At 36.9% G+C, this 24,984-nt stretch carries 25 protein-coding genes; 20 read left to right on the top strand and 5 right to left on the bottom strand.

The features are described 5' to 3' along the window. Nucleotide 1: 1 nt before the first annotated feature. On the top strand, nt 2–805 hold the full coding sequence (locus LUD75_RS13355; RefSeq protein ID WP_232706228.1) for a hypothetical protein: 804 nt from the start codon (nt 2–4) through the stop codon (nt 803–805). Nucleotides 806–872: 67 nt separating this feature from the next. Here LUD75_RS13355 and LUD75_RS13350 read toward each other — a convergent pair whose 3' ends face one another. Beyond that, nucleotides 873–2,471 carry a peptide chain release factor 3 gene (locus tag LUD75_RS13350; protein ID WP_232706227.1) on the bottom strand — a complete coding sequence of 533 codons (1,599 nt, stop codon included), beginning with the start codon at nt 2,469–2,471 and terminating at the stop codon, nt 873–875. Nucleotides 2,472–3,012: 541 nt separating this feature from the next. Next, on the bottom strand, nt 3,013–4,278 hold the full coding sequence (locus tag LUD75_RS13345) for an MFS transporter (RefSeq protein ID WP_232706226.1): 1,266 nt from the start codon (nt 4,276–4,278) through the stop codon (nt 3,013–3,015). Nucleotides 4,279–4,377: 99 nt separating this feature from the next. Between LUD75_RS13345 and LUD75_RS13340 the strand changes: the two genes are divergently transcribed. From LUD75_RS13340 to LUD75_RS13320, 5 genes are all read left to right on the top strand, one after another. Continuing rightward, entirely contained in the window at nt 4,378–5,178 is an 801-nt protein-coding gene (locus tag LUD75_RS13340; RefSeq protein WP_232706225.1) for a class I SAM-dependent methyltransferase, read from the top strand. 74 nt (nt 5,179–5,252) lie between these two features. After that, nucleotides 5,253–6,164, top strand: a complete 912-nt coding sequence (locus LUD75_RS13335; RefSeq protein ID WP_232706224.1) for a glycosyltransferase family 2 protein — start codon at nt 5,253–5,255, stop codon at nt 6,162–6,164. Then, complete coding sequence (locus tag LUD75_RS13330; protein WP_232706223.1) at nt 6,161–7,204, top strand: hypothetical protein; 1,044 nt, start codon at nt 6,161–6,163, stop codon at nt 7,202–7,204. The genes LUD75_RS13335 and LUD75_RS13330 overlap by 4 nt, the downstream gene beginning before the upstream one ends. A gap of 14 nt (nt 7,205–7,218) precedes the next feature. Continuing rightward, the gene (locus tag LUD75_RS13325; RefSeq protein ID WP_034968228.1) at nt 7,219–7,401 is read left to right on the top strand and encodes a hypothetical protein; all 183 of its coding nucleotides are present in this window, start codon (nt 7,219–7,221) and stop codon (nt 7,399–7,401) included. A 1-nt stretch (nt 7,402) separates the two neighbouring features. Then, the gene (locus LUD75_RS13320) at nt 7,403–7,756 is read left to right on the top strand and encodes a hypothetical protein (protein ID WP_232706221.1); all 354 of its coding nucleotides are present in this window, start codon (nt 7,403–7,405) and stop codon (nt 7,754–7,756) included. A gap of 3 nt (nt 7,757–7,759) precedes the next feature. Here the strand turns inward: LUD75_RS13320 and LUD75_RS13315 are convergent, their stop codons facing one another. Then, on the bottom strand, nt 7,760–8,845 hold the full coding sequence (locus LUD75_RS13315; RefSeq protein ID WP_232706220.1) for an FUSC family protein: 1,086 nt from the start codon (nt 8,843–8,845) through the stop codon (nt 7,760–7,762). Between the two features lie 148 nt (nt 8,846–8,993). Here LUD75_RS13315 and LUD75_RS13310 point away from each other — a divergent pair, with 148 nt between their 5' ends. From LUD75_RS13310 to LUD75_RS13275, 8 genes are all read left to right on the top strand, one after another. Then, on the top strand, nt 8,994–11,321 hold the full coding sequence (locus LUD75_RS13310; protein WP_232706219.1) for a UvrD-helicase domain-containing protein: 2,328 nt from the start codon (nt 8,994–8,996) through the stop codon (nt 11,319–11,321). A gap of 236 nt (nt 11,322–11,557) precedes the next feature. Continuing rightward, complete coding sequence (locus tag LUD75_RS13305) at nt 11,558–12,226, top strand: ABC transporter ATP-binding protein (protein ID WP_034979113.1); 669 nt, start codon at nt 11,558–11,560, stop codon at nt 12,224–12,226. A gap of 18 nt (nt 12,227–12,244) precedes the next feature. Continuing rightward, nucleotides 12,245–12,805: a hypothetical protein gene (locus tag LUD75_RS13300; protein ID WP_232706217.1), complete on the top strand. Its 561-nt coding sequence runs from the start codon at nt 12,245–12,247 to the stop codon at nt 12,803–12,805. Nucleotides 12,806–12,856: 51 nt separating this feature from the next. Then, on the top strand, nt 12,857–13,456 hold the full coding sequence (locus tag LUD75_RS13295; protein ID WP_232706216.1) for a murein L,D-transpeptidase catalytic domain-containing protein: 600 nt from the start codon (nt 12,857–12,859) through the stop codon (nt 13,454–13,456). 24 nt (nt 13,457–13,480) lie between these two features. Then, nucleotides 13,481–14,158 carry a DNA repair protein RadC gene (gene radC, locus LUD75_RS13290; protein WP_232706214.1) on the top strand — a complete coding sequence of 226 codons (678 nt, stop codon included), beginning with the start codon at nt 13,481–13,483 and terminating at the stop codon, nt 14,156–14,158. Continuing rightward, the gene (locus LUD75_RS13285; RefSeq protein WP_232706213.1) at nt 14,158–15,039 is read left to right on the top strand and encodes a hypothetical protein; all 882 of its coding nucleotides are present in this window, start codon (nt 14,158–14,160) and stop codon (nt 15,037–15,039) included. The genes radC and LUD75_RS13285 overlap by 1 nt, the downstream gene beginning before the upstream one ends. A 21-nt stretch (nt 15,040–15,060) precedes the next feature. Continuing rightward, nucleotides 15,061–15,570 carry a hypothetical protein gene (locus tag LUD75_RS13280; protein WP_232706212.1) on the top strand — a complete coding sequence of 170 codons (510 nt, stop codon included), beginning with the start codon at nt 15,061–15,063 and terminating at the stop codon, nt 15,568–15,570. 15 nt (nt 15,571–15,585) lie between these two features. Then, entirely contained in the window at nt 15,586–16,206 is a 621-nt protein-coding gene (locus LUD75_RS13275; protein ID WP_232706211.1) for an inorganic pyrophosphatase, read from the top strand. A 225-nt stretch (nt 16,207–16,431) separates the two neighbouring features. On the opposite strand, the gene mgtE is transcribed toward LUD75_RS13275, so the two are convergent. Beyond that, complete coding sequence (gene mgtE, locus LUD75_RS13270; RefSeq protein WP_232706328.1) at nt 16,432–17,751, bottom strand: magnesium transporter; 1,320 nt, start codon at nt 17,749–17,751, stop codon at nt 16,432–16,434. 101 nt (nt 17,752–17,852) lie between these two features. Continuing rightward, nucleotides 17,853–18,407 carry a pyruvate decarboxylase gene (locus tag LUD75_RS13265; protein ID WP_232706209.1) on the bottom strand — a complete coding sequence of 185 codons (555 nt, stop codon included), beginning with the start codon at nt 18,405–18,407 and terminating at the stop codon, nt 17,853–17,855. A gap of 132 nt (nt 18,408–18,539) precedes the next feature. Between LUD75_RS13265 and polA the strand changes: the two genes are divergently transcribed. From polA to LUD75_RS13235, 6 genes are all read left to right on the top strand, one after another. Next, nucleotides 18,540–21,374, top strand: coding sequence for a DNA polymerase I (gene polA, locus LUD75_RS13260; protein ID WP_232706207.1), 2,835 nt, complete (start codon nt 18,540–18,542; stop codon nt 21,372–21,374). A 71-nt stretch (nt 21,375–21,445) separates the two neighbouring features. Further along, entirely contained in the window at nt 21,446–22,741 is a 1,296-nt protein-coding gene (locus LUD75_RS13255) for a T9SS type B sorting domain-containing protein (protein WP_232706206.1), read from the top strand. Nucleotides 22,742–22,848: 107 nt separating this feature from the next. Further along, nucleotides 22,849–23,118, top strand: coding sequence for a YciI family protein (locus LUD75_RS13250; RefSeq protein WP_232706204.1), 270 nt, complete (start codon nt 22,849–22,851; stop codon nt 23,116–23,118). A gap of 13 nt (nt 23,119–23,131) precedes the next feature. Further along, nucleotides 23,132–23,482, top strand: coding sequence for a VOC family protein (locus tag LUD75_RS13245; RefSeq protein ID WP_232706201.1), 351 nt, complete (start codon nt 23,132–23,134; stop codon nt 23,480–23,482). 16 nt (nt 23,483–23,498) lie between these two features. Then, on the top strand, nt 23,499–23,846 hold the full coding sequence (locus LUD75_RS13240; protein WP_317207322.1) for an SdpI family protein: 348 nt from the start codon (nt 23,499–23,501) through the stop codon (nt 23,844–23,846). A gap of 40 nt (nt 23,847–23,886) precedes the next feature. After that, nucleotides 23,887–24,912 (top strand): M28 family metallopeptidase, encoded by a 1,026-nt coding sequence (locus LUD75_RS13235; protein ID WP_232706199.1) that lies wholly within the window; start codon nt 23,887–23,889, stop codon nt 24,910–24,912. Nucleotides 24,913–24,984: the final 72 nt, after the last annotated feature.

The raw sequence follows: 24,984 nt of genomic DNA, 5'->3' as shown, positions 1-24,984 counted from the left end.
AATGAAATTTCGAGAGATCACTTTAGCAGCTATTATCAGTTTGAACTTTTTTTCCTGCAAAAAGGAAATAGTTAAGACTTCGGAAGATATTAAGACGACAAAAGATACGGTTACGCAAATTTCAAATATCAGCACTGAAAATCCACGAAATAATGTTCAGCATCTTTTCACAGCGAATGGCGGTTCTATTTTATATCTCAAAAATGGAGAGATTAAAGGTCAGGCGAGATTTGATACAGATGGTGATTTCGTTACAGAATTAATGAAAACCAAAACCTACGCACATTACGATGAATACGACGATTATCTAATTGGAAAAGAACGCGGCGACACCACATTTTTCCTTAATGAGTTTGGAAGAATCGATGAAGGCTGGAATATTTTGAAAGGAATTGATATTGAAAATCCAATGCAAATTGTATCTTATAAATCTCCAAAAAATCCTAATCCCAAAGAAATAGAAACGATCTCAGAAACCCGACTCATCATTTTTGATCCAGAAACCAAAACCTTCAAAGACGAAAATTCTCCGGAAGCTGAAAATTACTTCACAGCGATGGATGACTGGAATTTCTATTCCCACGAGTTGAGCGAAAGTCTTGGAAAATTAGGTGTTCAGACAAAATATTTGAACAAACGATTTCTAAATTTCAATTTGCTAAATAAAAATGTGATTGATACAAAATCGAGGATCAATGGCGCAAATGTTCAGGCTTTGCTTTATAAGAAAGGTAAAATGCCGATTGTAGTTCCGCTAATTCTTTTGGAAGAGGATTTGGAATTGGTAAAGGATTATTTAAGATAGTTTTATTCTGAATTGTTGTTAAAATTTTCCACAAAAAAGCCTCAATCAATTGAGGCTTAAATTTTTATTAATCAACAGCTGTCGCAAACTCACTGATAAAATGCAACTTCACATTCGGAAACTTCTCCTGCGTCATCACGATCGTGAAAGATGAATCTGCCAGGAAAACCAATTGGTCATATTTATCTCTCGCCAGGAATCTCTGCTTCAATCTCGCAAATTCTTGGAATTCCTCAGATCTTTCATCCGCTTCCACCCAACAAGCTTTGTGGATTCCGATGGGCTCATAGGTACATTTGGCGCCATATTCGTGCTCCAAACGATATTGAATCACTTCGTATTGCAGCGCTCCAACCGTTCCGATGATTTTTCTGTTGTTCATTGTCAACGTGAAAAGCTGGGCAACACCTTCGTCCATCAATTGGTCGATTCCTTTGGCCAACTGTTTTGCTTTCAATGGATCATCGTTATTAATGTAACGGAAATGTTCCGGAGAGAAATTCGGAATTCCTTTGAAACTGATCTTTTCACCAGCCGTCAAAGTATCACCAATTCTGAAATTTCCTGTATCGTGAAGTCCAACGATATCGCCTGGGAAACTCTCATCCACAACTTCTTTTTTGTCCGCAAAGAAAGCGTTGGGAGATGAGAACTTCATCTTTTTGCCTTCTCTTACGAGTAAATAATTTTCATTTCTCTTGAAAGTTCCGGAAACAATCTTCACAAACGCCAAACGGTCTCTGTGCTTCGGATCCATATTCGCGTGGATCTTGAATACAAATCCAGTGAAATTTTTCTCTTCAGGTTTCACCACTCGCGTCGAACTTTCTTTTGGCTGAGGCTTCGGCGCAATCTCGATGAAAGCATCCAGCAACTCACGAACCCCAAAATTATTCAAAGCAGAGCCGAAGAAAACCGGTTGCAGATCGCCTTTCATATAGTCATCTCGGTCAAATTCCGGATACACGGATTCCACCAATTCCAATTCCTCACGAAGCGTCGCAGCTGCTTTTACCCCAACCAAGTCATCGATTTGAGCATCATTGATATCATCAAATTTGATTGCCTCACCAACTTTCTGTTTTTTCTCTTCCAAAAACAATTGGATATTCTTTTCCCAAATATTATAAATCCCTTGGAAATCCGCTCCCATACCAATTGGCAGCGAAAGTGGCGTCACACGAAGTCCCAATTTCTGTTCAACTTCATCCAGCAGATCGAAGGCATCTTTCCCTTCACGGTCCAATTTGTTTATGAAAACCAACATCGGAATATTTCGCATTCTACAAACCTGAACCAGCTTTTCTGTCTGTTCCTCAACCCCTTTTGCAACGTCGATCACAACGATTACGGAGTCAACGGCCGTCAAAGTTCTGTAAGTATCTTCAGCAAAATCCTTGTGACCTGGCGTATCCAAAATATTGATCTTATGACCTTTATACTCAAAAGCCAAAACCGAGGTCGCTACGGAAATCCCTCTCTGGCGCTCGATTTCCATAAAATCGGAGGTTGCACCTTTTTTGATCTTGTTGGATTTTACCGCGCCCGCTTCCTGGATAGCTCCTCCAAAAAGAAGAAGTTTCTCTGTAAGCGTCGTTTTTCCCGCATCGGGGTGAGAGATGATCCCGAAAGTTTTTCTCCTGCTGATTTCTTGTTCTAAAGACATAATAAAATTTGAGACTGCAAAAATCGTGTTTTTTATCGAATTCTGAAAATCGAGTTTTCGAGAGATTAATTAGGAGCTTTTTCCCGCTTTCCGTTGCAATCTTTTTTGCCCGACGATTTCCCTATAAATAGATCTTTCAGTAAACGCAAAAAAGGATTTTCACTGCAATCGGGGCTATGGGTTTTGTTTGTAAAAGTAGTCTTCCAATAGAAAAGAAGATTGTCAATCCTAACCTGAAACACTTCGACTCCGCTCAGTGTGACAAACCTAACTCAGATTTCCAACATCAATCCATTGTCAGTCTGAGCGGAGTCGAAGACCTAAAAAGGTTATTCAAAGATTAGCATTTTCAGTCTGAGGCTCTCGAAGACAAATAAAAACTAAAATTCCGTATCAAATATAAAGTTCTGAAAATGTAATAATTTGGAACTCAAACATTGTCAGTCTGAGGCTCTCGAAGACATATAAAAACTAAAAATTCCTTATAAATAGAACTTAATAATTCTGATAATCAATCTTAAATAATAGCAGAATCAAATGATTATTCAGCCAATTTCATTTTCATATAATAAGCCAATCCCAATCCAATCAAAACAATCGCAATACTGAAAGGAAAGATATAAGCCAAACCAAAATAATCAGCAACGCCGCCAATCAACGGACCGGTGATTCCCAAAGAAATATCAATGAATAAACCGTAACCAGCCAACGCTGAGCCTTTATTGGAAGATGAAACAGTCTTCATCGCCATCACGCCCAAAGCTGGGAATATCAATGAAAATCCTAATCCGGTAATTCCAGCTCCAATCAAAGCAAAATAAGGATGTGTGGCTAAACAAATGATAGTCAAACCCAATGTTTCAACCGCCAAACTAGCAATCGCAACATTGATTCCGCCAAATCGGTTGATGGCATTACTGAAAATCAACCTGGAAACGACGAACAAAATCCCGAAAACAGACAGGCAAAGCGCGCCATTTTCCCAATGGTGAAAGTCGTAGTAAAGTGTGATGAATGTTGATATCGTGGCAAATCCCAATCCGCCCAAAGCAAGACAGGCTCCAAAAGGTGCAACTTTTCCCAAAACATTCCAAAATGATTTTTGTTCTTCATCCGATTTTTTTCCGGTTTTGTTTTCTTTAGTTCTTGCAATGAAATATCCGACTAATCCTAAAATAACAATCAGCAATCCCAGACCGTAAAAACTAAAATGTTTGATGATGACAACGCCCAAAGATGCACCTAACGCCAATGCGCCATAACAAGCAACGCCGTTATAAGAGATGATTTTCGCCGTATGTTTTTCTCCAAAAGTCATAATCGCCCAATTGATGGGACTTGCGCCAATCATTCCTTCTGCACAACCTGTTAATAATCTTGTGAAAATTAAAAATATCAAACTTGTGATAGGAGAGAACTTAAAATAAAACGCGGCAATCAATATAAAACCAGTTGCAGAAAAACTCAGCATACTTGCCAACACTGCTGGTTTCGGACCCTTGTTATCCACGATTTTTCCGGAATAAGCGCGCATCACAAACGTCATCACATACTGCAAACTAATCACAATTCCCGCCACCAACATACTGAATCCCAAACCTTGATGAATGAAAATCGGTAAGACGGAAAGCGACAACCCGATGATAAAGTAACCGATAAAAGTGAAAAATATATAAGAAATCAGGGAAGTTGCGGTGTTCTCTGAGTGGTCAATCGTTGCATCCATATCATTAAAATAATTTGCAAAGATACCTCGGAAATTGATTTTTAAGAATTTTCTGATATTAAGAAATGTATAATTTTTCACTGAATCATAAAGGGATTTTTCCTAATAATTTGCCAAAAATCAGTAACTTTCGGCTTCTAACTCAAATTAGACCATTTTAAAAATTAATTTCCACCATCAATGACCAAGCTTCAGAAGTTAAAGAACGCCATTCAATACATCATCAAAGAACCAAGTTTGCTCAATATTATTCTCGATTTGAATGATATTAGAAAACAGGAATTTCAAAAAGATTATCCTCAATTTTTAAGTCTTCCGGAAGTTTCTTTGGACGAGATTTCGGGTGGAAATTTTGAAGCGGATGTTGATTTGTGCATTTTGGACGGTGGTTCACTTTCTACGGATTTGGCTTTGTTAAAGACCTTAGCAAAAGAAAAAAACTCGTATTTCGAGATTGGAACCTGGCGAGGCGAAAGTGTTTGGAATGTTGCGAAAGAAATTGATGATTGTACAACGCTCAACCTTTCCAAAGAAGAAATGGAAGCGATGGGCTGGAACAAAAGATACGCGGAACTGCACGGCATTTTGTCTAAGAAAAATCCAAAAATCCTGCATCTGGAAGGAAATACGAAAACATACGATTTTGCTGGATTGAATAAAAAATATGATTTGATTTTCATCGATGGCGACCATTCTTATGATATGGTAAAACACGATACAGAAAAGGTTTTTCAGCATTTGGTCCACGATGAAACAGTTGTAGTTTGGCACGACTACGCTTATAATCCGGAGAAAATCCGATATGAAGTTTTCAAAGCGATTTTGGATGCGTTGCCGAAAGAATTGCATCAAAATCTTTATCATCCGCAAAATACGATGTGCGCGATTTTTACCAAGAAAAAATATAAAACTTCAACATTTGAAAGTCCAAAGACGCCGGAAGTTTTATTTGAAGTGAAATTAAAGTCAAATCAATTTTAAAAAGCTTCCCCTCGACAAGCTCAGGATAACTTCGCCTCACCCTGACAACCATCAACTAACAACTATCAACCAATTTGAAATTTCTCATTATCATTCCTGCGCACAACGAAGAACAGAGCATTGCTTCGTGTTTGGAATCTTTGCAAAAGCAGAGTTTTCAGGACTTTACCTGTGTGGTTGTGAATGATGGTTCTACCGACAAAACCAAAGAAATCGTAGAAAACTTCCAATTTCAAACCTCAAACTTCCAACTTTTAAATCTCCAAACTTCTGAACATCAGCCTGGTGCAAAAGTGGTGCAGACTTTTAACAAGGGTTTGGAATCTGTGGATTGGAAAGGTTTCGATGTGATTTGCAAGTACGATGCAGACATTGTTTTTCCAAGAAATTATCTTGAAAAGGTCAATCAAGTTTTTGAGGAAAATCCTAAAGCTGGATTGGTTTCCGGCTTGGTTTACATCAGAAATTACAAGCAAAATCCACAAATTAAAAATCTGAAATTGCCCAGTGAGAATCTCTTTGATTTCAGTAATAAAAATCACGATTGGGTTTTCGAAAATCTGTCTTCCAAAAATCACGTTCGTGGTCCGATAAAGGCCTACAGGAGAGAATGTTTTGAAGCGATGAATGGACTTCGGCCCGTTTTGGGCTGGGACAATCTGGATGTTTTGCTGGCGAAAAAACACGGTTGGGAAGTGGTGACTATCAAAGATATTTGGGTCAAACATTTGCGCCCGACAGCTTATAAATACAAAGACCAGAAAGCGGAAAAACTTGGACAGTATTTTTACAATATCGGTTTGAGCTTGCCTTTGGCGATGATTTCTTCAGCTAAGTCTTCTTTTAAAAATCGTTCTGCGAAAGAGTTTTTCACAACGATTAATTCTTTTTTGAAACAAAATGAAAAGCGGGAATTGAACAAAGAGGAAATTAATTTTATCCGAAATCTACGTTGGAAAGAGTTCTTCAAAAACTTCGGATTATGAAGAAAATCGCTTACATAGAACTCGATACGCACGCTGAACTGGCCAATAATTTCTTTGAATTGACAAAGAATTCAAGTGAGTTTTTTGTGGATTTTTATTTTTCGGAGAAGATTTACAAATTGTTGAAATTGGAAGGTGATAACGTGTTTTTGACAGATTATTCCGAGCTTTTGGAAGTTTTGAAAAAGAAAAACTATGATTTTATTATCATTGGAACGGTTCATCGGCATTTCAATTTTTATAAAGCGCTTGTTAAGAATTGTAAAACCGCGATTGTAGTTCATAATCTGAACTTTACAAAAGCTTCGAGATGGGAATTGTTCAAAAGTATTTTCAAAAAAGACCAACGATATAGACTCAAATTATTCCTCAAAGAGGGACTTTTGGAATCATCCAAAGTTTATCAAAGAGCGAAATATCTTTTAGGTATTGACGAAACCATCTCGAAGAAAAATAATCTAGAATATTTTCCGATTTATTATAATCAATTTGATTCCGAAAATTTAGAAAATGACGTCATTAGAATTGTCATTCCAGGCGCAGTTTCTCAAAGTAGAAGAGACTATTTTTCTTTTTTTAAGAAGTTGAAAAGCTTTAGAGATATTAATCAAAATTATGAAATCATATTCCTTGGAAAAGCAGCAGGTCAAGAATTAGAAACCTTAAATAAACTTGTAGATAAACTTCCTCAATTTATTAAAATTCAATATTTTAAAGAAAAATTAAATCAAGAAATATTTGACCAATGGATGATGAAAGCGAATATTCTATATTGCCCAATTCAAACCGAAACCAAATTTTTTTCAATCAAGGAAACTTATGGAAAAACTAAAATCAGCGGAAATATCGGCGATGCCGTCAAATATGGAAAACCGGCAATTTTTCCCACAACTTATCCTTCAGATTTAGAATTTATTATCGAAAAGAAAAAAGATTTGCAATCGCAGTTCTCTGAAGTAAAAAACCTTAAATTTGATTTCAGCGATTATTCGAAAGAAACAATTTCTAAAAAACTTAACTTACTCATTGATAATCTTTAATTAAAATAACATTGATGAAAAATTACACTTTAATAGCAGTTGTTTCCCTTATCACCTTGACTTTAATTCAATTGGCGTATATGTTCCAGCGCTATGGCTTTTCGGAAAATGTCTATCTGGTAACCAATATTTTACAGATCTTGGCCTACGCAGGACTTACTTCTTTTTTCATCAAATTGTATCAAAAACAGAAGTGATATGAACGAAGAATTTAATGAATTGTTCGATATCAAGGAAGATAAAAGGGAGATTTCAAATCTTCCCGTTCCAAAGCAAAATGTGTTGATTCACAGTATTGTAAGAGTCGTGATTCTAATCATTGCGTCGGTTTTGACGCTTGGAATTTTGTTTGTCGCCGCAATCAATGGCGAAATGGACGTTGCTATTTTAGCGCTTGCAATTGTAATTGCGTGGTTTGGAATTATGATTGCGGAGGCAAAAAACTTAAGAAAGCAAAACAAAAACGACTTGGCCGATGCTAATAATACGATAATAGTTCTTGCGGTTGTAACGGTTTTGTGTCTTTTCGCCTACATTGCCACGATGCATTAAAGCTTATTTCGTTCTCTGGAAACTCTTTCTTAAAACCACTTTTGACCTTCTCAAATGTTTGATGGAATTGAATCTGATTCTCTCATTGTACAAAAACCAACCGCCAATGCAACCAATTGCGCTTCCAATTAAAATTTCTAAAAACCTCATTTGCAATAAGTAATCGGGTTCAAGTGAAGTAGAGCTTCCGGTTTCGGCGAGTAAGATTCCCATTGGTGTGAGAAACATCACTGCCAAAGCGTAATGTCTTGTGATTAAGATTTCGACGATGATTTGAAGCGTGATGATGCAAATGCAAATCCATAAAGAAGATGTGACGTACGAGAAAATCAACCACGCAATTCCAAGTCCGATGGTTGTCCCGATAATTCTGTGCAGACCGCGTTTCCAGATGTGATAGCTATTTACGCCTTGCAAAACTGCCAAACTGGAAATCGGAATCCAATACGGATAGTCAAGATTGAAAAACTTACCCACAAACACCGAAACCAGCATACAAATCCCGATGATAAAGGATTCTACGAGATTGACATAAGGATTGATGTTAAAAGTTGTAACGCTTTTATTTAATTCCTTTTTTGAAATCAACAAACTGTAAATCAAACAGATAAGACAAGCGCTCAATGTTCCAATCGTGAAAATCCCAACACGTTTTGGAATCAATTCCGGCGCGTGTGGAAGTCCGATTGCCATTGAGGCCATCATTATAAAGAAAAAACTTCCAGGTGGTTTTAGATTAAAATATCTCGCAACAAAGTAAGCAACCGTCGATAAAATCCCGAAAACCAAAGACGCAATCCAAAGATTAAAACTAAACGCCAAGCCCAAACTGTACGAAATAATCATCCCAAACGAGCAGACAAACATCTTCATCATCGTCTCGACAAATCCACTGTTGCTGGGAATATAAATGATGACCAATCCTGCAAGACTCGCTGTGAGCGCAGACCTGATGTCGCCCAAAAAGTAGCCAAACATCAACGGAATACCGACCGCAAGTCCCGCCAGAAAAGGAATGTGCCAGCTTCTTGGCGAAGGTTTTAATTTGAAAAAGGAGAGGAGTTCGTTTTTAAGATAGTCTGATTTCAAGTTTTGGTTTTATTAGATTTGATGGTGGTTTGGGAATTCATTTTTTACAAGTGCAAAATTACCCATAATCGACCAAAATCAAATGATAATGGACTGGAAAATTGCATAAAAAACGCTATTTTTGTTATCTTAAAATTTCGAGAATAGAATGGATTATCTGAAAGGATTGAATGAGCCTCAGCTAGAGGCAGTTACCACATTACAAGGACCGTTGATGGTTTTGGCAGGCGCAGGTTCTGGCAAGACCCGAGTTCTCACGATGCGGATTGCCCATCTGATAAAAAATGGAGTAGACCCTTTCAATATTTTGTCGCTGACGTTTACCAACAAAGCGGCGAAGGAAATGAAGGAGCGTATCGCAAAAGTCGTAGGTCCAAGTGATGCAAAGTCGCTTTGGATGGGAACTTTTCACTCGGTTTTTGCAAGAATTTTGAGAAGCGAGGGTCACCATCTCGGTTATCCGTCCAACTTCACGATTTACGATATGCAGGACGCGCTGAATGTGATGAAGAAGGTCATCAAAGATTTGAACATCGATTCTGATATTTATAAAGCGAAGAAAGTACTTTCGAGAATTTCTCAGTATAAAAATAATCTCATCACAGTTAACGCTTATTTCAACAATCCGGAATTGATGGAAGCCGATGAAAAGGCGAATATGAAATTAATTGGCGAGATTTATAAAAAATATGTCGAAGCCTGTTTCCGAAACGGTGCGATGGATTTTGATGATTTATTATTGAAAACCAATGAATTATTGACGAGATTTCCAGAAGTTCTAGCAAAATATCAAGACCGATTCCGATATATTTTGGTGGATGAGTACCAAGATACGAATCACTCTCAATATTTGATTGTCAAAGCTTTGGCTTCCAAATTCGAAAATATTTGCGTGGTTGGAGACGATGCACAATCCATTTACTCTTTCCGTGGCGCGAATATTTACAACATCTTGAATTTCAAAAAAGATTATCCCGATGCAGTCACGGTTTCATTGGAACAAAATTACCGTTCAACGCAAAATATCGTGGACGCGGCGAATGTCGTGATTTCTAAAAATTTACAGCAATTCAAGAAAAATGTTTTCAGTGAAAATGAAGTCGGGGAAAAGATAAAAGTTTACCGAAGCCTTTCTGATGCTGACGAAGCTAACTTTGTCTCCGCCAATATTTTCGAAAAACACAATACACAACAGCGCCATTTCTCCGATTTTGCAATTCTTTACAGAACCAATTCTCAAACCAGAGCATTTGAAGATGCGTTGAGAAAAAAGAATATTCCGTATCGAGTTTACGGCGGTCTGTCGTTCTACCAAAGGAAAGAAGTGAAAGATTTGTTGGCTTACTTAAGACTTTTGGTTAATGAAAATGACTCTGAAGCTTTGGCGAGAATTATCAATTTTCCGGCAAGAGGAATCGGTGAAACGACTCAAAACAAACTGATTGTTTTTGCAGATTCTCAGAATGTTCCGACAACGCAGGTTTTGGATAATCTCGGATTCTATGCGCCACAATTAGGCTTAAATAATGGAATTTTAACAAAACTTGGCGATTTCTGGGCGATGATAAAAGCTTTCCAAGTGATGTTGAAAACTGATAACGTTTACGATGTCGCAATGGAAGTCGCGAAACGAAGCGGACTCATCAAATTACTGAAAGAAGACCAAACGCCTGAAGGCATTTCGAGAGTCGAGAATATTCAGGAATTGCTGAACTCGATGCAAGGTTTTATCGAGGAACAAATTCAGATTGAAGATGGCGACCCAAGTTTGTCCAATTTTATGGAAAATATTGCGTTGTCTTCTGATACTCAAAATGATAAGGACGACGACACGAACAAAGTTTCGTTGATGACGATTCACTTGTCCAAAGGTCTGGAATTCCCTGTTGTTCACTTGGTTGGATTGGAAGAAAATCTTTTTCCGAGTTTTATGAGTTCGTCCACAAGGGAAGAATTGGAAGAAGAAAGACGTCTGTTCTACGTTGCTTTGACAAGAGCTGAGAAGGAAGTTTTCTTCACATACGCCGTTTCCAGATTCCAATGGGGAAAAATTACCGACGCGGAACCATCAAGATTTTTGAGCGAAATCGATTCAAAATATATTGAATTAATCAATCCTTTGAATGAGTTGAAATTCATCAACCGTTCCGGAATCGATTCCAATATCTTCGATGACACGCCTTCCGAACCTCGATTTTTCAAAAAGAAAGAGGAGAAGAAAACGCTGGAACGCAATATCAATGCGCCAGTTCCAAAACAATTGAAACCGGTTGCGACAGCAAAAATCATCAATCCTGCAGGGCAATCTTCACAAGATATTGAAGTTGGCGATTTGGTAAGACACGACCGTTTCGGTGTAGGAGAAGTGAAATTTCTGGACGGAACCGACCCTCAAAACATCAAAGCAAAAGTAATTTTCAAAAATGAAGGCGAGAAAAATCTTATCCTGAAATTTGCGAAATTGACGAAGATTTAAGACAAAAAAAGGCAAACATTCAAAAGGAGTTTGATTTGTAACCACAAAAGTCACAAAGGATTTAGGGGAATTAATTTCTATAAAAGAACAAAAAAGAATTAGATTGTTATTAGGCTTTTTTAAACTTTTGAAATCTTAGAAAACAAAAAAAAACTTTTGTGACTTTTGTGGTTGATATTTTTTAATTAATATTATAAAAAGCCAAAAGCAATTCGCTACAAGCCAAAAGCAATACTATGATTCGAGCAAAAAACATACATAAATTCTACGGAACTCTGGAAGTTCTGAAAGGCGTTGACATCACGATAAAAGCAGGAGAAGTCGTTTCAATTGTTGGAGAATCCGGCGCGGGAAAATCTACGCTTCTTCAGATTTTGGGAACCTTGGACAATCCTTCCGATCCAGATAAATACGGAACCGATATCGCTTTGGACGGCAATAGTTTTCTGAAGATGAAAGACCGTGAATTGTCTAAATTCAGGAACAAGAATATTGGTTTTGTGTTTCAAAATCACCAGTTGTTGCCGGAGTTTACAGCTTTGGAAAATGTTCTTTTGCCATCCAGAATTGGTGGAATTTCTGAAAAAGAAGTTTTGGAAAAAGCACATTCATTGTTCGAAGATTTGAATATTGCCAGCCGATTGCACCACAAACCATCTCAACTTTCGGGTGGTGAATCTCAGCGAGTTGCAGTTGCGAGAGCTTTGATTAATTCTCCAAAAATCATCTACGCAGACGAGCCAACTGGAAACTTGGATTCCAAAAATGCTGATGCGCTTCATCAATTATTTTTTGATTTGAGGGACAAATATCATCAGACTTTTGTGATTGTGACGCACAACTCCGTTTTGGCAGAAAGTACGGATAGAAAGCTGGTAATGAAGGATGGGCAGATTGTTTTATAGATATTCAATTGATAGTTTGTGAAAAGAATTCTTAAACTTATACTGTTATTTATTCTTATTATTTCTGTTTTAGGAGTACTTTACTTTGTTTCAAAATGGAACAAAATAAGTTATGATGAGAATATAAATAAATCAAAAGGTATTAAAATTCTTGACAAAAAAATATTTCAGAATTTTTTTATAAATTCTGATTCAGCAAAAGTAAAAACTGATTTTGCGCTCTTTGAAAATAAAAGTGATACTGTAAGTTCTAATTTTAATTCTACCTTAAACCCCAAATATCCAAATCTTCTAATTTTAAGATTCAACAGTGGAGACGGTTTTTCGGGCATAAACATTAATGTTTTGAAGTATAAAAACTATTTTTACACAACAGCAGAATCATATACAGATGTTGTATCTACTTTTGATTTTTTACGATCCGAACCATATATCATAAAACAACAGAAATTGATTTTAAACAAATCAAATTATAAAAAAGGAGATAGTATTTATGGCAAAATTGAATTAGAAATCAAATTTACACCTAATGATTCTATTTATAATGCGAAAGGATATTTTAAAAGTCTAATAGAATAACATCAATATTATTTTTTAAAAATTCCCGTTTAGTTTGGTAAACACATCCTTTTGAAACCATTTTTACTTTTAATTTTCTCACTTCTCCTTATTTCCTGCGAAGTCAAATCTCAGGAAAATCAATCCATTCAATTTGCAAGTCCGGAAGCAAAAATTTCTCAGAAAATAACCGATTTAAAAGCCTTTATCAAAGAATTAAATTACAATTCGGATAAAGCTTTTCTTATTGATTTCTCAATCTCGTCTTCCAAATTCAGATTTTATGTGGTGGATTTGAAAGCGGGGAAAATCATTCAAAAAGCATTGGTGGCGCACGGCGACGGTTCGGAAGACGGAAAAGCGAATGGAATTTTAAAGTTCAGTAATAGTGATGGTTCGCACTGTTCATCTTTGGGAAAGTATGTTATTTCTGAAAAGTATAAAGGTCAATTTGGATTATCCTATCGATTAGATGGATTGGACAAAACCAATAGCAATGCAAGAAGCAGAGCCATTGTTTTGCACAGATTGAGTTGCGTTCCGGATGTGGAGCAGAAAGACGAGATTTGTTTAAGTTTCGGTTGCCCGATGGTTTCTGATAATTTCTTTAAAATTTTGGAGCAACATATTGACAAATCTGATAAAAAATTGATAATTTACGCCTACAATTAATTCTCAAACTCAGAACCAAAAACCTTGAACCTAAAATCCCTTGCGGAAGACGACCGCCCTAGAGAAAAATTCCTATTGAAAGGGAAATCGGCAGTTTCAGATTCGGAACTGTTGGCCATCATTATGGGAAGCGGAAATCGGGATGAATCAGCAGTGGAATTGGCAAGAAGAATATTGAATTCTGTCGAAAACAACTGGCACAGACTAAGTCAGCTCTCATTACAGGATTTGCTGAAATTCAAAGGTGTAGGTGAGGCAAAAGCGATTTCTATTGCAACAGCTTTGGAAATAGGAAACAGAAGATCGCAGCAAGAAGTTATTGAAAGACAGCAGATAAGTAGCAGCAGAGACGCATTCGATATTTTGCAACCGCATTTGTCAGATTTGCAGACGGAAGAATTTTGGGCGATTTTCCTCAATCATCAAAACAAAATCTTGTACAAAACCTGCCTTTTCCGAGGTGGAATCGCGAGTTCTGTCGCCGATGTTCGTGTAGTTTTCAAAACGGCTTTGGAACATTTTTCCACTCAAATCATCGTAGCTCACAACCATCCGGCTGGCAGTTTGAAACCAAGTAAAGAAGATATCAACATTACTCAAAAAATAAAAGACGCAGGAAAATTATTGGACATCGATTTGCTCGACCACTTGATTCTGACGCAGAATAATTATTATAGTTTTAAAGACGAAGGGATTTTATAATGATAGAAAGAATTAAGTATCAAGATATTGATTTTCAGAAATATAACAATTGCATAGAAAATTCTGCTCAGAAAAATTTCTATTGTGAAAAAGAAACACTCGATTTCTTAAGTAAAAACTGGGAACTTTTGGTTTTTGGTGATTACGAAGCTGTGATGCCGATTCCGTTTGTGAAAAAGACTTTTTTCAAAGTGGTTTTGATGCCTTTATTCTGTCAGCAATTGGGGATTTTTGGGAAGTCTGATAAAATCATCGATGAAAAATTCCTTAAGTTTTTAAAGACCAATTACAACGTCATCAATTATAGTTTCAATTTCCACAATGACTTTGAAACCGAACTCGTTACAAAGAAAAATTTCTATCTTCCAGTCCAGGAATACGCTTTTCTCAGACGCAAAAAATATTTCAAAGGGAGAAAATCAACTGTGAAGACCGCGCAATATCTTGAGTTCAGAGAAGTATTCGCGCAGAAAGATATTTTGGAATTCATCAGAAATAATTTCAAAGGTTTGGAAAAGGAGAGTGATATGGATTTTTTCATTCAATATCTTCTGTTTCTAGATAAGAAAAAGCAACTTAAAATGTTCGGAAGTTATTATGAGGAAAATTTAACAAACGTCGCAGTTTTGATTAATAATGAGAACTGTTTCTCGCTTCTAGGTCTTCTGAATAATGAAGAACTGAAAAACCATAACGGCGCATCTTTCCTGATAGACAGGATTTTAGATTTGAATATCGAAACCAAAGCCTTCAACTTTATGGGCGGAAGCATCCGTGGCATCGAGGTTTTCTTCAAAAGTTTTGGCTCCGATTTGCAGGAATATCACGTGATTCAGAATTCTAAAAAAGATTTGATCAAAAATTGGCTAAAAATTTCTTAATTTTGCAGTCCGATTTCAGATATGTTTGACTCAGAATATTTTCCTTACGCTGCGGCGATGATCATTGCTTTGCCATTTTTGGTTTTTGCACGGCAGTTTGTTCACGGTTTTATGAAACTCAAAAAGCAGGAAATCAATTTCCTGGCAACCAAAACCAACAGCGAAATCAAGCTACAGGCTTTGGAAAGAATGACTTTGTTTTTAGAGCGTTTGAAACCATCAAATCTCGTCATGAAATTTGATAAAAACCTCCAGCCACACGAGTTTGTGTTCCTGACTGAAAAAAACATTACAGAGGAATTCGAGTACAACGCTTCACAGCAGTTATATATTTCAAAATCGTCCTGGCAGGACATTATCACAAGCAAGAACAACATTCTTCAAAGCCTTCGCAAAACATACGAAGACCTGAATGAAAACTCAAAACTGGAAGATTTCAAAACTGTTTTCCTGATGAGTTACCTCGATTCCGAAGACTATATTGCTGATACGATCGAGAATCTTAGAAAAGAACTTAACAAAATAATATAAACACTAATATAATAAATGATTCCAAATTTTAAAGCCCATCCATGGCACGGGATTTCAGCTGGAGACAACGCTCCGGAAGTTGTAAACGTTTTCGTAGAGATTGTTCCTACAGACACGATTAAGTACGAAGTTGACAAAGAAAGCGGCTATTTGAAAGTAGATCGCCCGCAGAAATTCTCCAACATCATCCCGGCAATGTACGGTTTTGTGCCAAGAACATATTGCGAAGAAGAAGTGAAAAATCTAGCCGTTGCAACTGGCGCAACCGACGTTACAGAAGGCGATCACGATCCTTTGGACATCTGCGTATTGAGTTCTCATAACTTCACTTCAGGTAACATTCTTTTGCAAGCTATTCCAATTGGAGGTTTCCAGATGATTGACAAAGGTGAGGCAGACGACAAGATCATCGCAGTTTTGGTAGAAGATCAGGTTTACGGCCACATCAGAGACATCTCTGAGTTGCCATCTGCAGAAGTTAACCGTCTTTTGCATTACTTCCTTAGCTACAAAAACTTACCAACTGAGCCTGCAAAAGTGAAAATCGATTTGATTTACGGTGCAGATCAGGCAAAAAAAGTTGTTGTTGCCTCTCAAAAGGATTACACAGACAATTTCGTTGACAAATTGAAATAAGAATTAGATTCAAAAATATCAAATGCCATCTTTTTATAAGGTGGCTTTTTTATTTTTAGTAATATTTGGGCGCCTTTATCCGTCTTCCGTTCCCTCCCGATTTAACATCGGGATCCACTCAAGCCGGGGCGCGCTTCGCCAGGATTGAAGATTGGTCGATAGTTTCGATTTAGTATAATATTAGAATGTCACACTGAGCGGAGTCGAAGTGTTTTTACGAAAAGGTTAAAGAAGTTTCCCTGTAAGAAATAATCCGGCAACCGAGAAATAGATAATCAATCCCGTCACATCCACAAGTGTTGCCACAAAAGGCGCGGAAGAAGTCGCAGGATCCAGTTTTAATTTTTTAAGGACAAACGGAACCATAGATCCCGAAATCGTTCCCCAAAGTACGATCAGCATTAAAGAAATTCCGATACTCAATCCTACAAAAGCCCAATGTTCTCCATAATCGAAGAGTCCGACTTTCTGCCAGAATGCAATCCGCATAAATCCAATAATTCCCAAAATGCTCCCCAAAAAAATTCCGGTGAAGATTTCCTTTTTCATGACGTACCACCAATCTTTCAAACCGATTTCCTGAAGCGCCATCGCACGTATAATCAATGTTGCAGCCTGCGAACCTGTGTTTCCGCCACTCGAAATAATTAATGGAACAAACAAAGCCAAAACAACCGCTTTCTGAATTTCATCTTCGAAATAGCCCATTGCAGAAGCGGTCAGCATTTCGGAAAAGAAAAGTACAATCAGCCAAAAACCACGTTTTTTAACCATTTCAAAAATAGAAGTCTGCGTGTAAGGCATATCCAAGGCATCCAAACCTCCAAACTTTTGGATATCTTCCGTATTTTGAGATTCAATTTGATCTAAGATGTCATCAATTGTTACAATTCCAACTAAAACACCATTTTCTGTAATAATTGGAAGTGCACTTCGGTCATATTTCTCAAAATAAGGAACTGCATCTTCCTTGGAAGTCGTCGTTGTGATTGCGACAAAATGATCATCAGTAAGTTCAGAAATTAATTGATCTTCATCAGCCAACAGGAGAGAACCGATCGTGATATCATCAATTAAAATATTCTTTTCATCCACAACATAAAGAAAGTTAAGCGTTTCCACTTTTTTTCCAACTTTTTTAATCTGCTGCAGACAGCGTTTCACCGTCCATTCTTTACGGATCTGAACGTAATATGGCGTCATCAAACGCGCGATAGAATCTGCTTCGTAGCCTAAAAGTTTCAAAGCAACACGTCTTTCCTGCGGATTGAGAAGGTTGATAGATGATTTAATTAATTCATCAGGAAAGTCCTCGAAAAGTTGAGTTCTGTCATCGGGTGACATTTCATTCAGGATGTCAGAAACCTCGTGGCTTGCAATACTTCTGATTGTTTCTTCCTGGAAATCAGGATCTAAGTGAGAAAAAACATCTGCTTTTTCGGATTTCGGTAATTTCAGAAATTGCAACAGACGTTCCTTCACTGGCAATTTGCTCAGTGATTCTGCGACGTCAGCTGGATTTAGTATGATTTCCGGATTCTCGATTGTTTAGAATTTTGCATTGCAAAAGTATTAAAATCTGATAGAATTCCTTTAGAAATACATTAATATAATGTGAATAAAAAGTAGTTTAGAACAGAATAAAATTAGTTGATCAGCTCTTTGTGAATTTTTCTGATTGCGCCTTTTGTCCCGATGATCACAGAATTGGAAGCCGAGCCAAGCAATCTGCCATTTCCTTTGTACGTGTCGTAAGAAGTTTCCATTATGAAATGTCCTTTGGAATCGTATAATTTCATACTCACAATCACTTGATTTGAAAATACATAACGCCCAAATCCAACTTTGAAATATTTCACTTTAGGAATGATAGCAGCATCAGCATTATTGTTCAGACAAATCTCCTTTACCATTTTTGTATCGACTTCATCAAAAGAAACTGGCGTATCCACCTGCAGATATTTGATATTCCCGAGGGATTTCATTTTGTCAGAAGTTGCGGTGTAGAACGCAGAGTAGGTTGGCTCTTTAATTTCGGTAATGTCCGGGAAGATCTCAGGATTGAAATATAAAACGGTTTTTACTTTAGAAATTTTAAAATCTTTGTTCTTATAAACCAAAGTGTCTCCATAATTTGCACACGAAATCAGGAGAGTTGATACATAGAAAGTTAGAAAAAAAGAAGATAGATGTGTTTTCATTTGCTTAGTGCAAAATTACAATGAATTTTCAACAATTCAATGAAAATTTTAAGATTTTTTTAACAGATTAAAATTGGCCTATTTTTAGACCTTTCATCACATAATCATCACATTTTTATTACTTTTGTTTCTATGACTTCAACAGACAAAAGATTATTTCTGATAGATGCCTACGCGATGATTTTCCGTGGCTATTTTGCATTCATCAAAAATCCCAGGATTACGACAAAAGGTATCAATACTTCTGCCATTTTTGGTTTTACCAATTCTTTGATCGAATTAATAAAGCGAGATCGCCCAACACATTTGGCTGTGGTCTTCGATGTTGGGAGAACAAACGTCCGCCACGACGATTATGCAGAGTACAAAGCAAACCGTCTGGAAACTCCGGAACCCATTCTTTTGGCCAAGCCTTTCATCAACGATATTTTGACAGCAATGCACATTCCGATCTTGGGCGTGGAAGGTTATGAAGCGGATGATGTCATTGGAACGATTGCCTGCAAAGCTGAGAAACAGGGCTACAATGTCTTTATGGTAACGCCGGATAAGGATTTTGCGCAGTTGGTTACAGATAAAATTAAAATCTACAAACCTAGTATGAAAGGCAGCGAGATCGAGATTCTTGGTGTTGAAGAGATCAAAGCCAAATACGAGATCAACGACCCGAAACAGATCATCGATTATCTTGGAATGATGGGTGATGCGGTGGATAATATTCCAGGTTTGGATGGTGTTGGTGATAAGACGGCGAGAAAATTCATCCAGGAATTTGGGTCAATGGAAAATCTTTTGGCAAATACGCACGCGCTGAAAGGAAAAATGAAAGAGAAGGTGGAAGCCAGCGCAGAACGTGGACTTCTCTCCAAGAAATTAGCAACCATTATTTGTGACGCGCCAATCGAATTTATCGAAGAACAATACGATCTCGATATGCCGGATTTCGATAAGGTCAAAGAGATTTTTGACGAATTGGAATTCCGAAGATTGTACGAAAATCTTTACCGCGCATTCTCAAACAAAGAATATGTGGAGGAATTGATGGAAGTTGAAAATCCTAATGACGGAAAAGTTGAAACTTCCAATGCACCGAATAAAAACGGAATGATGGATATGTTTGCCACTTTCGAACAGCTAGATCAGGCAACTACTACAAAATCAAACATCGAAGGCAACGACCATCTTTATCAATACATCAATGATCCGAAAGCGCAGAGAATTCTTCTAAGCAATCTGCTTAAGCAAAAAGCGGTTTGTTTTGATACGGAAACCACTTCGCTCAACGAGTTGGAAGCGGAACTCATCGGGATGAGTTTCTCTTATAAAAAAGGTTTAGCTTATTATATTCCAATCTCCGAAAATAGGGAAGAAGCACAAGAAACGATTGAACTTTTCCGACCATTTTTCGAAGCTGAAGACGTTTTGAAAATTGCCCATAATCTGAAGTACGATGCAAAAGTTCTTCAGAATTACAATATAGATATCAAAGGCAAAATCTTTGACACAATGATCGCGCATTACCTTCTGAATCCCGACGGTCGTCACGGAATGGATTATCTCTCAGAAATGTACCTCGATTACAAACCGGTTTCCATCGAATCGCTCATCGGTAAAAAAGGGAAAAACCAATTGACGTTGCGTGAAGTTGATATAGAAACACAAACAGCTTATGCTGCAGAAGATGCGGACGTGACGTTTCAATTATATGAATTGTTTGCCCCACAATTGGCCAAAGAAAATCTGGAAGAATTGTTCTACAATGTAGAAATGCCGTTGATGCGCGTTCTTGCGAAAATCGAATTGACAGGTGTAAAACTAGATAATAATTGGTTAGCGCAAGAAAGTATTGATTTGGAAAATGATTTGAGAGTTTTAGAATCCAAGATCTTCGAATTGTCCGGAGAAAACTTCAATATGAACTCTCCGAAACAGCTGGGCGAAATCCTTTTTGATAAGATGCAATTAGATCCGAAAGCGAAAAAAACCAAAACCGGACAATACGCAACTTCGGAAGATGTCCTTCAAAAACTATCTTCGAAGCACGAGATCATTGCTTCGATTTTGGAATACAGAACGTTGCAAAAATTGAAATCAACTTATGTTGATGCGTTGCCAAGTCAAATCGATAAGAATGATGAACGTGTTCATACGACGTTTGCGCAAACAGTCGCTGCTACAGGACGTTTGGCAAGTGTGAATCCGAATCTTCAAAATATCCCGATCAGAACTTTAAGAGGACAACAAATCCGTGGCGCTTTTGTAGCTGACGAAGGAAAAAAGATCATCTCTGCCGATTATTCTCAAATTGAATTACGATTGATCGCTGAAATTTCCGGCGAACAAAATATGATTGCTGCTTTCCAAAACAACGAGGATATTCACGTGTCCACAGCAGCGAAGTTATTTGATATTCCTTTGGAAGAAGTGACCAAAACCCAAAGAGGTCAGGCGAAAACAGTGAATTTCGGGATCATTTATGGTCAAGGTGCTTTTGCCTTAGCCGAACAGACCGGACTTTCCAGAACCGAAGCGAAGAAGATGATCGATTCTTATTATGAATCGTATCCGCGTTTGAAAGAATATATGGCAGAGCAGGTCAAGAAAGCACAGGATCAAGGTTACGTCCAAACGATTCTTGGTAGAAAACGCCATTTGAAAGATATCAATTCCAGCAATTTTGTAGTGAAAGCGCACGCCGAAAGAAACGCTGTGAATGCACCGATCCAAGGAAGTGCAGCCGATATTATTAAGTTGGCAATGATAAAAATTGATGAAGAATTGGAAGCTCAAAACCTTCAGACCAAAATGCTTTTGCAGGTTCACGATGAATTGCTCTTCGAAGCGCCGATTGATGAAGTAGATGTTGCGATGTCATTAATTAAAAAAGAAATGGAATCTGCGTTTGAGACGACAGTTCCGCTTTTGGTGGAAGTTGGTGTCGGGAACAATTGGTTGGAAGCGCATTAAAAAAACAGAATTTGAACAATACATCTAGAAAAAGTATGAAGTCTTTTTCACTGAAAATTAGCATAATAATATTGTTCATATTTTCAGGGAATTTATTTTGTCAGTCTTTCGGCAATCTCGCTTCCGCTGTCAGTATTAATATTTGTACTACAACCAGTACAAAGTATTTTAATATTACTAATAATGGCAATTCAGCTGATGCAATAAGTCCTAATGGAAGTTTTTTTAACGGCATTTTTCTTGGAGAATTTTATGAAAATTCCAAAACCCTAAATTTAAGTGGCGGCGAAGTCAAAAGTATTTTATATGATAATTCGAAAATCTGCGAAATCAATTTGTTTTATACAATCTACGAAGTCAATAGCAGACCTGCATCGCCCATCTTTACACCTTTGAAACTCACTGACTTTTTTACTTGCTCAAGCGGAATGTTCTCTGATAATTTTGGTTCTTGTTATGATACAACCAATAAAAAATATATTAAATATAAAAACTTTGAGTATCAAATAGATCTGACAAGCAGAACACCTGCAAGATATGTTTTGGAAACTTATTTTCAATATTCTGGCGAGCTGGGAAGCAGCTCTACTTGTGCTGATAAATATTTTATAAATAATAATACTCAAAACTATCGCGCCGAGTTTACCATTCTTCCGATACCTGGCAAAGATTCAGAAATTGAATTTTGCAAAGATGATGCAGAGGTATCTTTGTTTTCCCTCATCCAGTCATCCAATAATTCTGGAAGTTGGATCGGTCCCAGTGAATTAAATGGCGGTTATTTAGGTGTTTTCAATCCTAAAAACAATGCTTTTGGAAAATATGTCTATCAAATTGATAACCCTGCAGGCTGTAGTTATTCAATTGAGGTAGATACAAAAAATATCACACCTGTTGTAAAAGATGTACTTATTTGGGATGATTACATTGAGATCCTACCATTGCTAGGAGCTGTTTCAGAATACGAGTATTCTTTGGATTCGGTTATCTGGCAGAGATCAAATCGTTTTAATAATCTGGTTAAAGGAACTGTTTATAATGCTTTTATCCGCCGTATAAATGAAACCTGTACTTCAGTTCCTAAGTTATTTTCATTACTTTCAATCTCAAATTTTATTTCACCGAATGGAGATGGAAAAAATGATGAGATTAGTTTTTACGGAACTGAATTTTTAAACAATTCTGAACTTGAAATTTATGATGTCAATGGTAAAAAGGTCTATAAAGAAATTTCCAAACCTAATTCAGTGATGAAATGGAATGGTAAGGAAGCAGGTCGAGATTTGCCAACCAGTACGTACTGGTATTTACTTCGTTTATTAAATGGAAAAAATTTTACAGGATGGATTTTTCTCAAAAATAATTAGAAAATTTATTTAACATCAAATGATTATTTTAAATTTTGTTACTTTATTAAAATTATCGTTGATCAAAAATGATTTTATTAAATAAATATTAAAAAAACCAAACAAATATGAAAGCAGTAGTATTTTACGAACACAACACCGAGAAAACGATGGATGAATTTATGGCCGTTTTTCCACGTCACGAAGTGTTGGAAGAAGAGTTTATTAAGTCTGGAAAAGTTTTGGGAACTGGCGCTTTTGCAAATCCGGGAGAAGGCGCGATGGCTATTTTTATCAACAAAGAAGCTGCGGAGGAATTCGTGAATGGCGATCCTTTTGTGCAGGAAGGTTTGATTGCAAAAGTGACCATCAGAGAATGGAATGACGAATTAGCTTAAAAATTTATAGATTATGATTTCACTTGTAATACCCAAACTTCCCTTTATAGAAAAAGAGAAGACGTTAGATTATTATCAGAAATTAGGTTTTAAACTTGTTGCTGATCACGGCGATTATTTGATAACGAAATATCAGGATTTGGAAATTCATTTTTTCAGATTTGAAACTTTGCAGACAGAAAAGTCGGATTTTATGATTTATCTGAGAATCGATAATGATATTGAAAAATTTTATCAGGATATTCAAAATCAAGGTGTTGAAATTCATCCAAACGGAAAATTGGAAACAAAGCCTTGGGGAATGATTGAGTTTGCTTTGATAGATCCAAATGGAACTCTGCTGAGTTTTGGACAGGAGAATTAATTTAAAATAATGAGTTATGTTAGAAGATTCCATATCTGTTCCGATTCTTGTCGGATCGGTTTTCTTGTTTGCAGGGCTTCTGATGTTTGTTTTTCCTCCAAAAAAGATCAATTATCTTTATGGATACAGAACATCAAGCTCAATGCAAAATATTGAAAGGTGGAATTTTGCCCAAAAATTGTCATCCAAATTAATGGTGATTTGTGGGATTTTGCTTTTAGTTACTGGATTTATTGGACTCATTCTATTTCCTGATCAAACTGCCATTAATATTGTTGGAATTATTGAATCCATACTATTAACCTTATTTTTATTCATTAAAACAGAAATTGATTTAAAGAAGAAATTCGGAAAAACTTTGTAACAAACTTTTTATAACGCCGACTTAATATTAAATTTACTTTATGAAAAATATAAAACTATACGGATTCTTTGTTGGTTTTGCACTTTTGCAAAGTTGCTCGACAGTCAAGAATTTCACTTACGAAGGCAAAGGTTTCAAAGATGCTTACAACAGCATCAGCCTGGAAGAATTGAAAACAAATCTATACGTAATCGCCGACGATAAAATGGAAGGTAGAGATACCGGAAGTGCCGGGCAGAAAAAAGCAGGCGTTTACATGATCGAACAATACAAGAAAAACGGAATTGGATTTCCTGCAGCTTTAGGATCATATTATCAAAAAGTACCTGCGGAAGCAATGAAAAAATATGGCGAAACTTTGCCTGATTCCGAAAACATAATGGCTTACATCGAAGGAAGTGAGAAGCCAAACGAAGTGATTGTTGTTTCTGCGCATTATGACCACGTTGGAACTAAAAACGGCGTTGTTTTCAATGGTGCGGATGATGACGGAAGTGGAACTGTGGCGGTAATGGAGATTGCTCAGGCGTTTCAGGAAGCTAAGAAAAAAGGTTACGGACCAAAACGTTCCATTCTTTTTCTTCATGTCACTGGGGAGGAGCACGGACTTTTCGGGTCAGAATATTACTCTGATCACCCGGTTTTTCCTTTAGCAAATACCGTTGCAGATCTTAATATCGATATGATCGGGCGTGATGATCCGGAAAACAGAGGAAAGCAATACGTTTATGTCATCGGTTCTGAAATGTTGAGTTCTGAATTGAAAAAAATCAATGTGGCTGCGAACGATAAAACGGTGAAGCTGGAACTTAATTACAAATATGACGATCCGAAAGATACTGAAAGATTGTACTACAGATCCGACCATTACAACTTCGCAAAGCATAATATTCCGGTAGCGTTTTTCTTTGACGGTATCCACGAAGATTATCACAAATCGACGGATGATCCTGATAAAATAGATTATCCATTGTTACAGAAAAGAACGCAGTTGGTTTTTGCAACCGCTTGGGAATTGGCAAACAGAGCTGAAAGAATCAAGGTTGATGGGAAAAATACGAGGTAGATTTAAGGTAGAAGATTTTAGGTTTTAGCTTAAAATTGGTTCTAAGAATATCATCCAAATAGAAAAGACGAC

Source organism: Epilithonimonas sp. JDS (genome assembly GCF_021261315.1).
Classification (GTDB): Bacteria; Bacteroidota; Bacteroidia; order Flavobacteriales; family Weeksellaceae; genus Epilithonimonas.
The sequence above is the reverse complement of the archived record's forward strand: the minus strand, read 5'-3'. Positions and strand labels throughout refer to the sequence as shown.

What these genes read in the sequence shown, in the direction of transcription:
- LUD75_RS13250 (WP_232706204.1), top strand. Translation starts at nt 22,849, where the DNA reads ATGAAAGCAGTAGTATTTTACGAACACAACACCGAGAAAACGATGGAT.
- LUD75_RS13350 (WP_232706227.1), bottom strand. Translation starts at nt 2,471, where the DNA reads ATGTCTTTAGAACAAGAAATCAGCAGGAGAAAAACTTTCGGGATCATC.
- LUD75_RS13265 (WP_232706209.1), bottom strand. Translation starts at nt 18,407, where the DNA reads ATGAAAACACATCTATCTTCTTTTTTTCTAACTTTCTATGTATCAACT.
- LUD75_RS13240 (WP_317207322.1), top strand. Translation starts at nt 23,499, where the DNA reads ATGTTAGAAGATTCCATATCTGTTCCGATTCTTGTCGGATCGGTTTTC.
- LUD75_RS13320 (WP_232706221.1), top strand. Translation starts at nt 7,403, where the DNA reads ATGAACGAAGAATTTAATGAATTGTTCGATATCAAGGAAGATAAAAGG.
- LUD75_RS13280 (WP_232706212.1), top strand. Translation starts at nt 15,061, where the DNA reads ATGTTTGACTCAGAATATTTTCCTTACGCTGCGGCGATGATCATTGCT.
- LUD75_RS13275 (WP_232706211.1), top strand. Translation starts at nt 15,586, where the DNA reads ATGATTCCAAATTTTAAAGCCCATCCATGGCACGGGATTTCAGCTGGA.
- LUD75_RS13245 (WP_232706201.1), top strand. Translation starts at nt 23,132, where the DNA reads ATGATTTCACTTGTAATACCCAAACTTCCCTTTATAGAAAAAGAGAAG.
- LUD75_RS13330 (WP_232706223.1), top strand. Translation starts at nt 6,161, where the DNA reads ATGAAGAAAATCGCTTACATAGAACTCGATACGCACGCTGAACTGGCC.
- LUD75_RS13325 (WP_034968228.1), top strand. Translation starts at nt 7,219, where the DNA reads ATGAAAAATTACACTTTAATAGCAGTTGTTTCCCTTATCACCTTGACT.
- LUD75_RS13355 (WP_232706228.1), top strand. Translation starts at nt 2, where the DNA reads ATGAAATTTCGAGAGATCACTTTAGCAGCTATTATCAGTTTGAACTTT.
- LUD75_RS13340 (WP_232706225.1), top strand. Translation starts at nt 4,378, where the DNA reads ATGACCAAGCTTCAGAAGTTAAAGAACGCCATTCAATACATCATCAAA.
- LUD75_RS13305 (WP_034979113.1), top strand. Translation starts at nt 11,558, where the DNA reads ATGATTCGAGCAAAAAACATACATAAATTCTACGGAACTCTGGAAGTT.
- polA (WP_232706207.1), top strand. Translation starts at nt 18,540, where the DNA reads ATGACTTCAACAGACAAAAGATTATTTCTGATAGATGCCTACGCGATG.
- LUD75_RS13235 (WP_232706199.1), top strand. Translation starts at nt 23,887, where the DNA reads ATGAAAAATATAAAACTATACGGATTCTTTGTTGGTTTTGCACTTTTG.
- LUD75_RS13285 (WP_232706213.1), top strand. Translation starts at nt 14,158, where the DNA reads ATGATAGAAAGAATTAAGTATCAAGATATTGATTTTCAGAAATATAAC.
- LUD75_RS13310 (WP_232706219.1), top strand. Translation starts at nt 8,994, where the DNA reads ATGGATTATCTGAAAGGATTGAATGAGCCTCAGCTAGAGGCAGTTACC.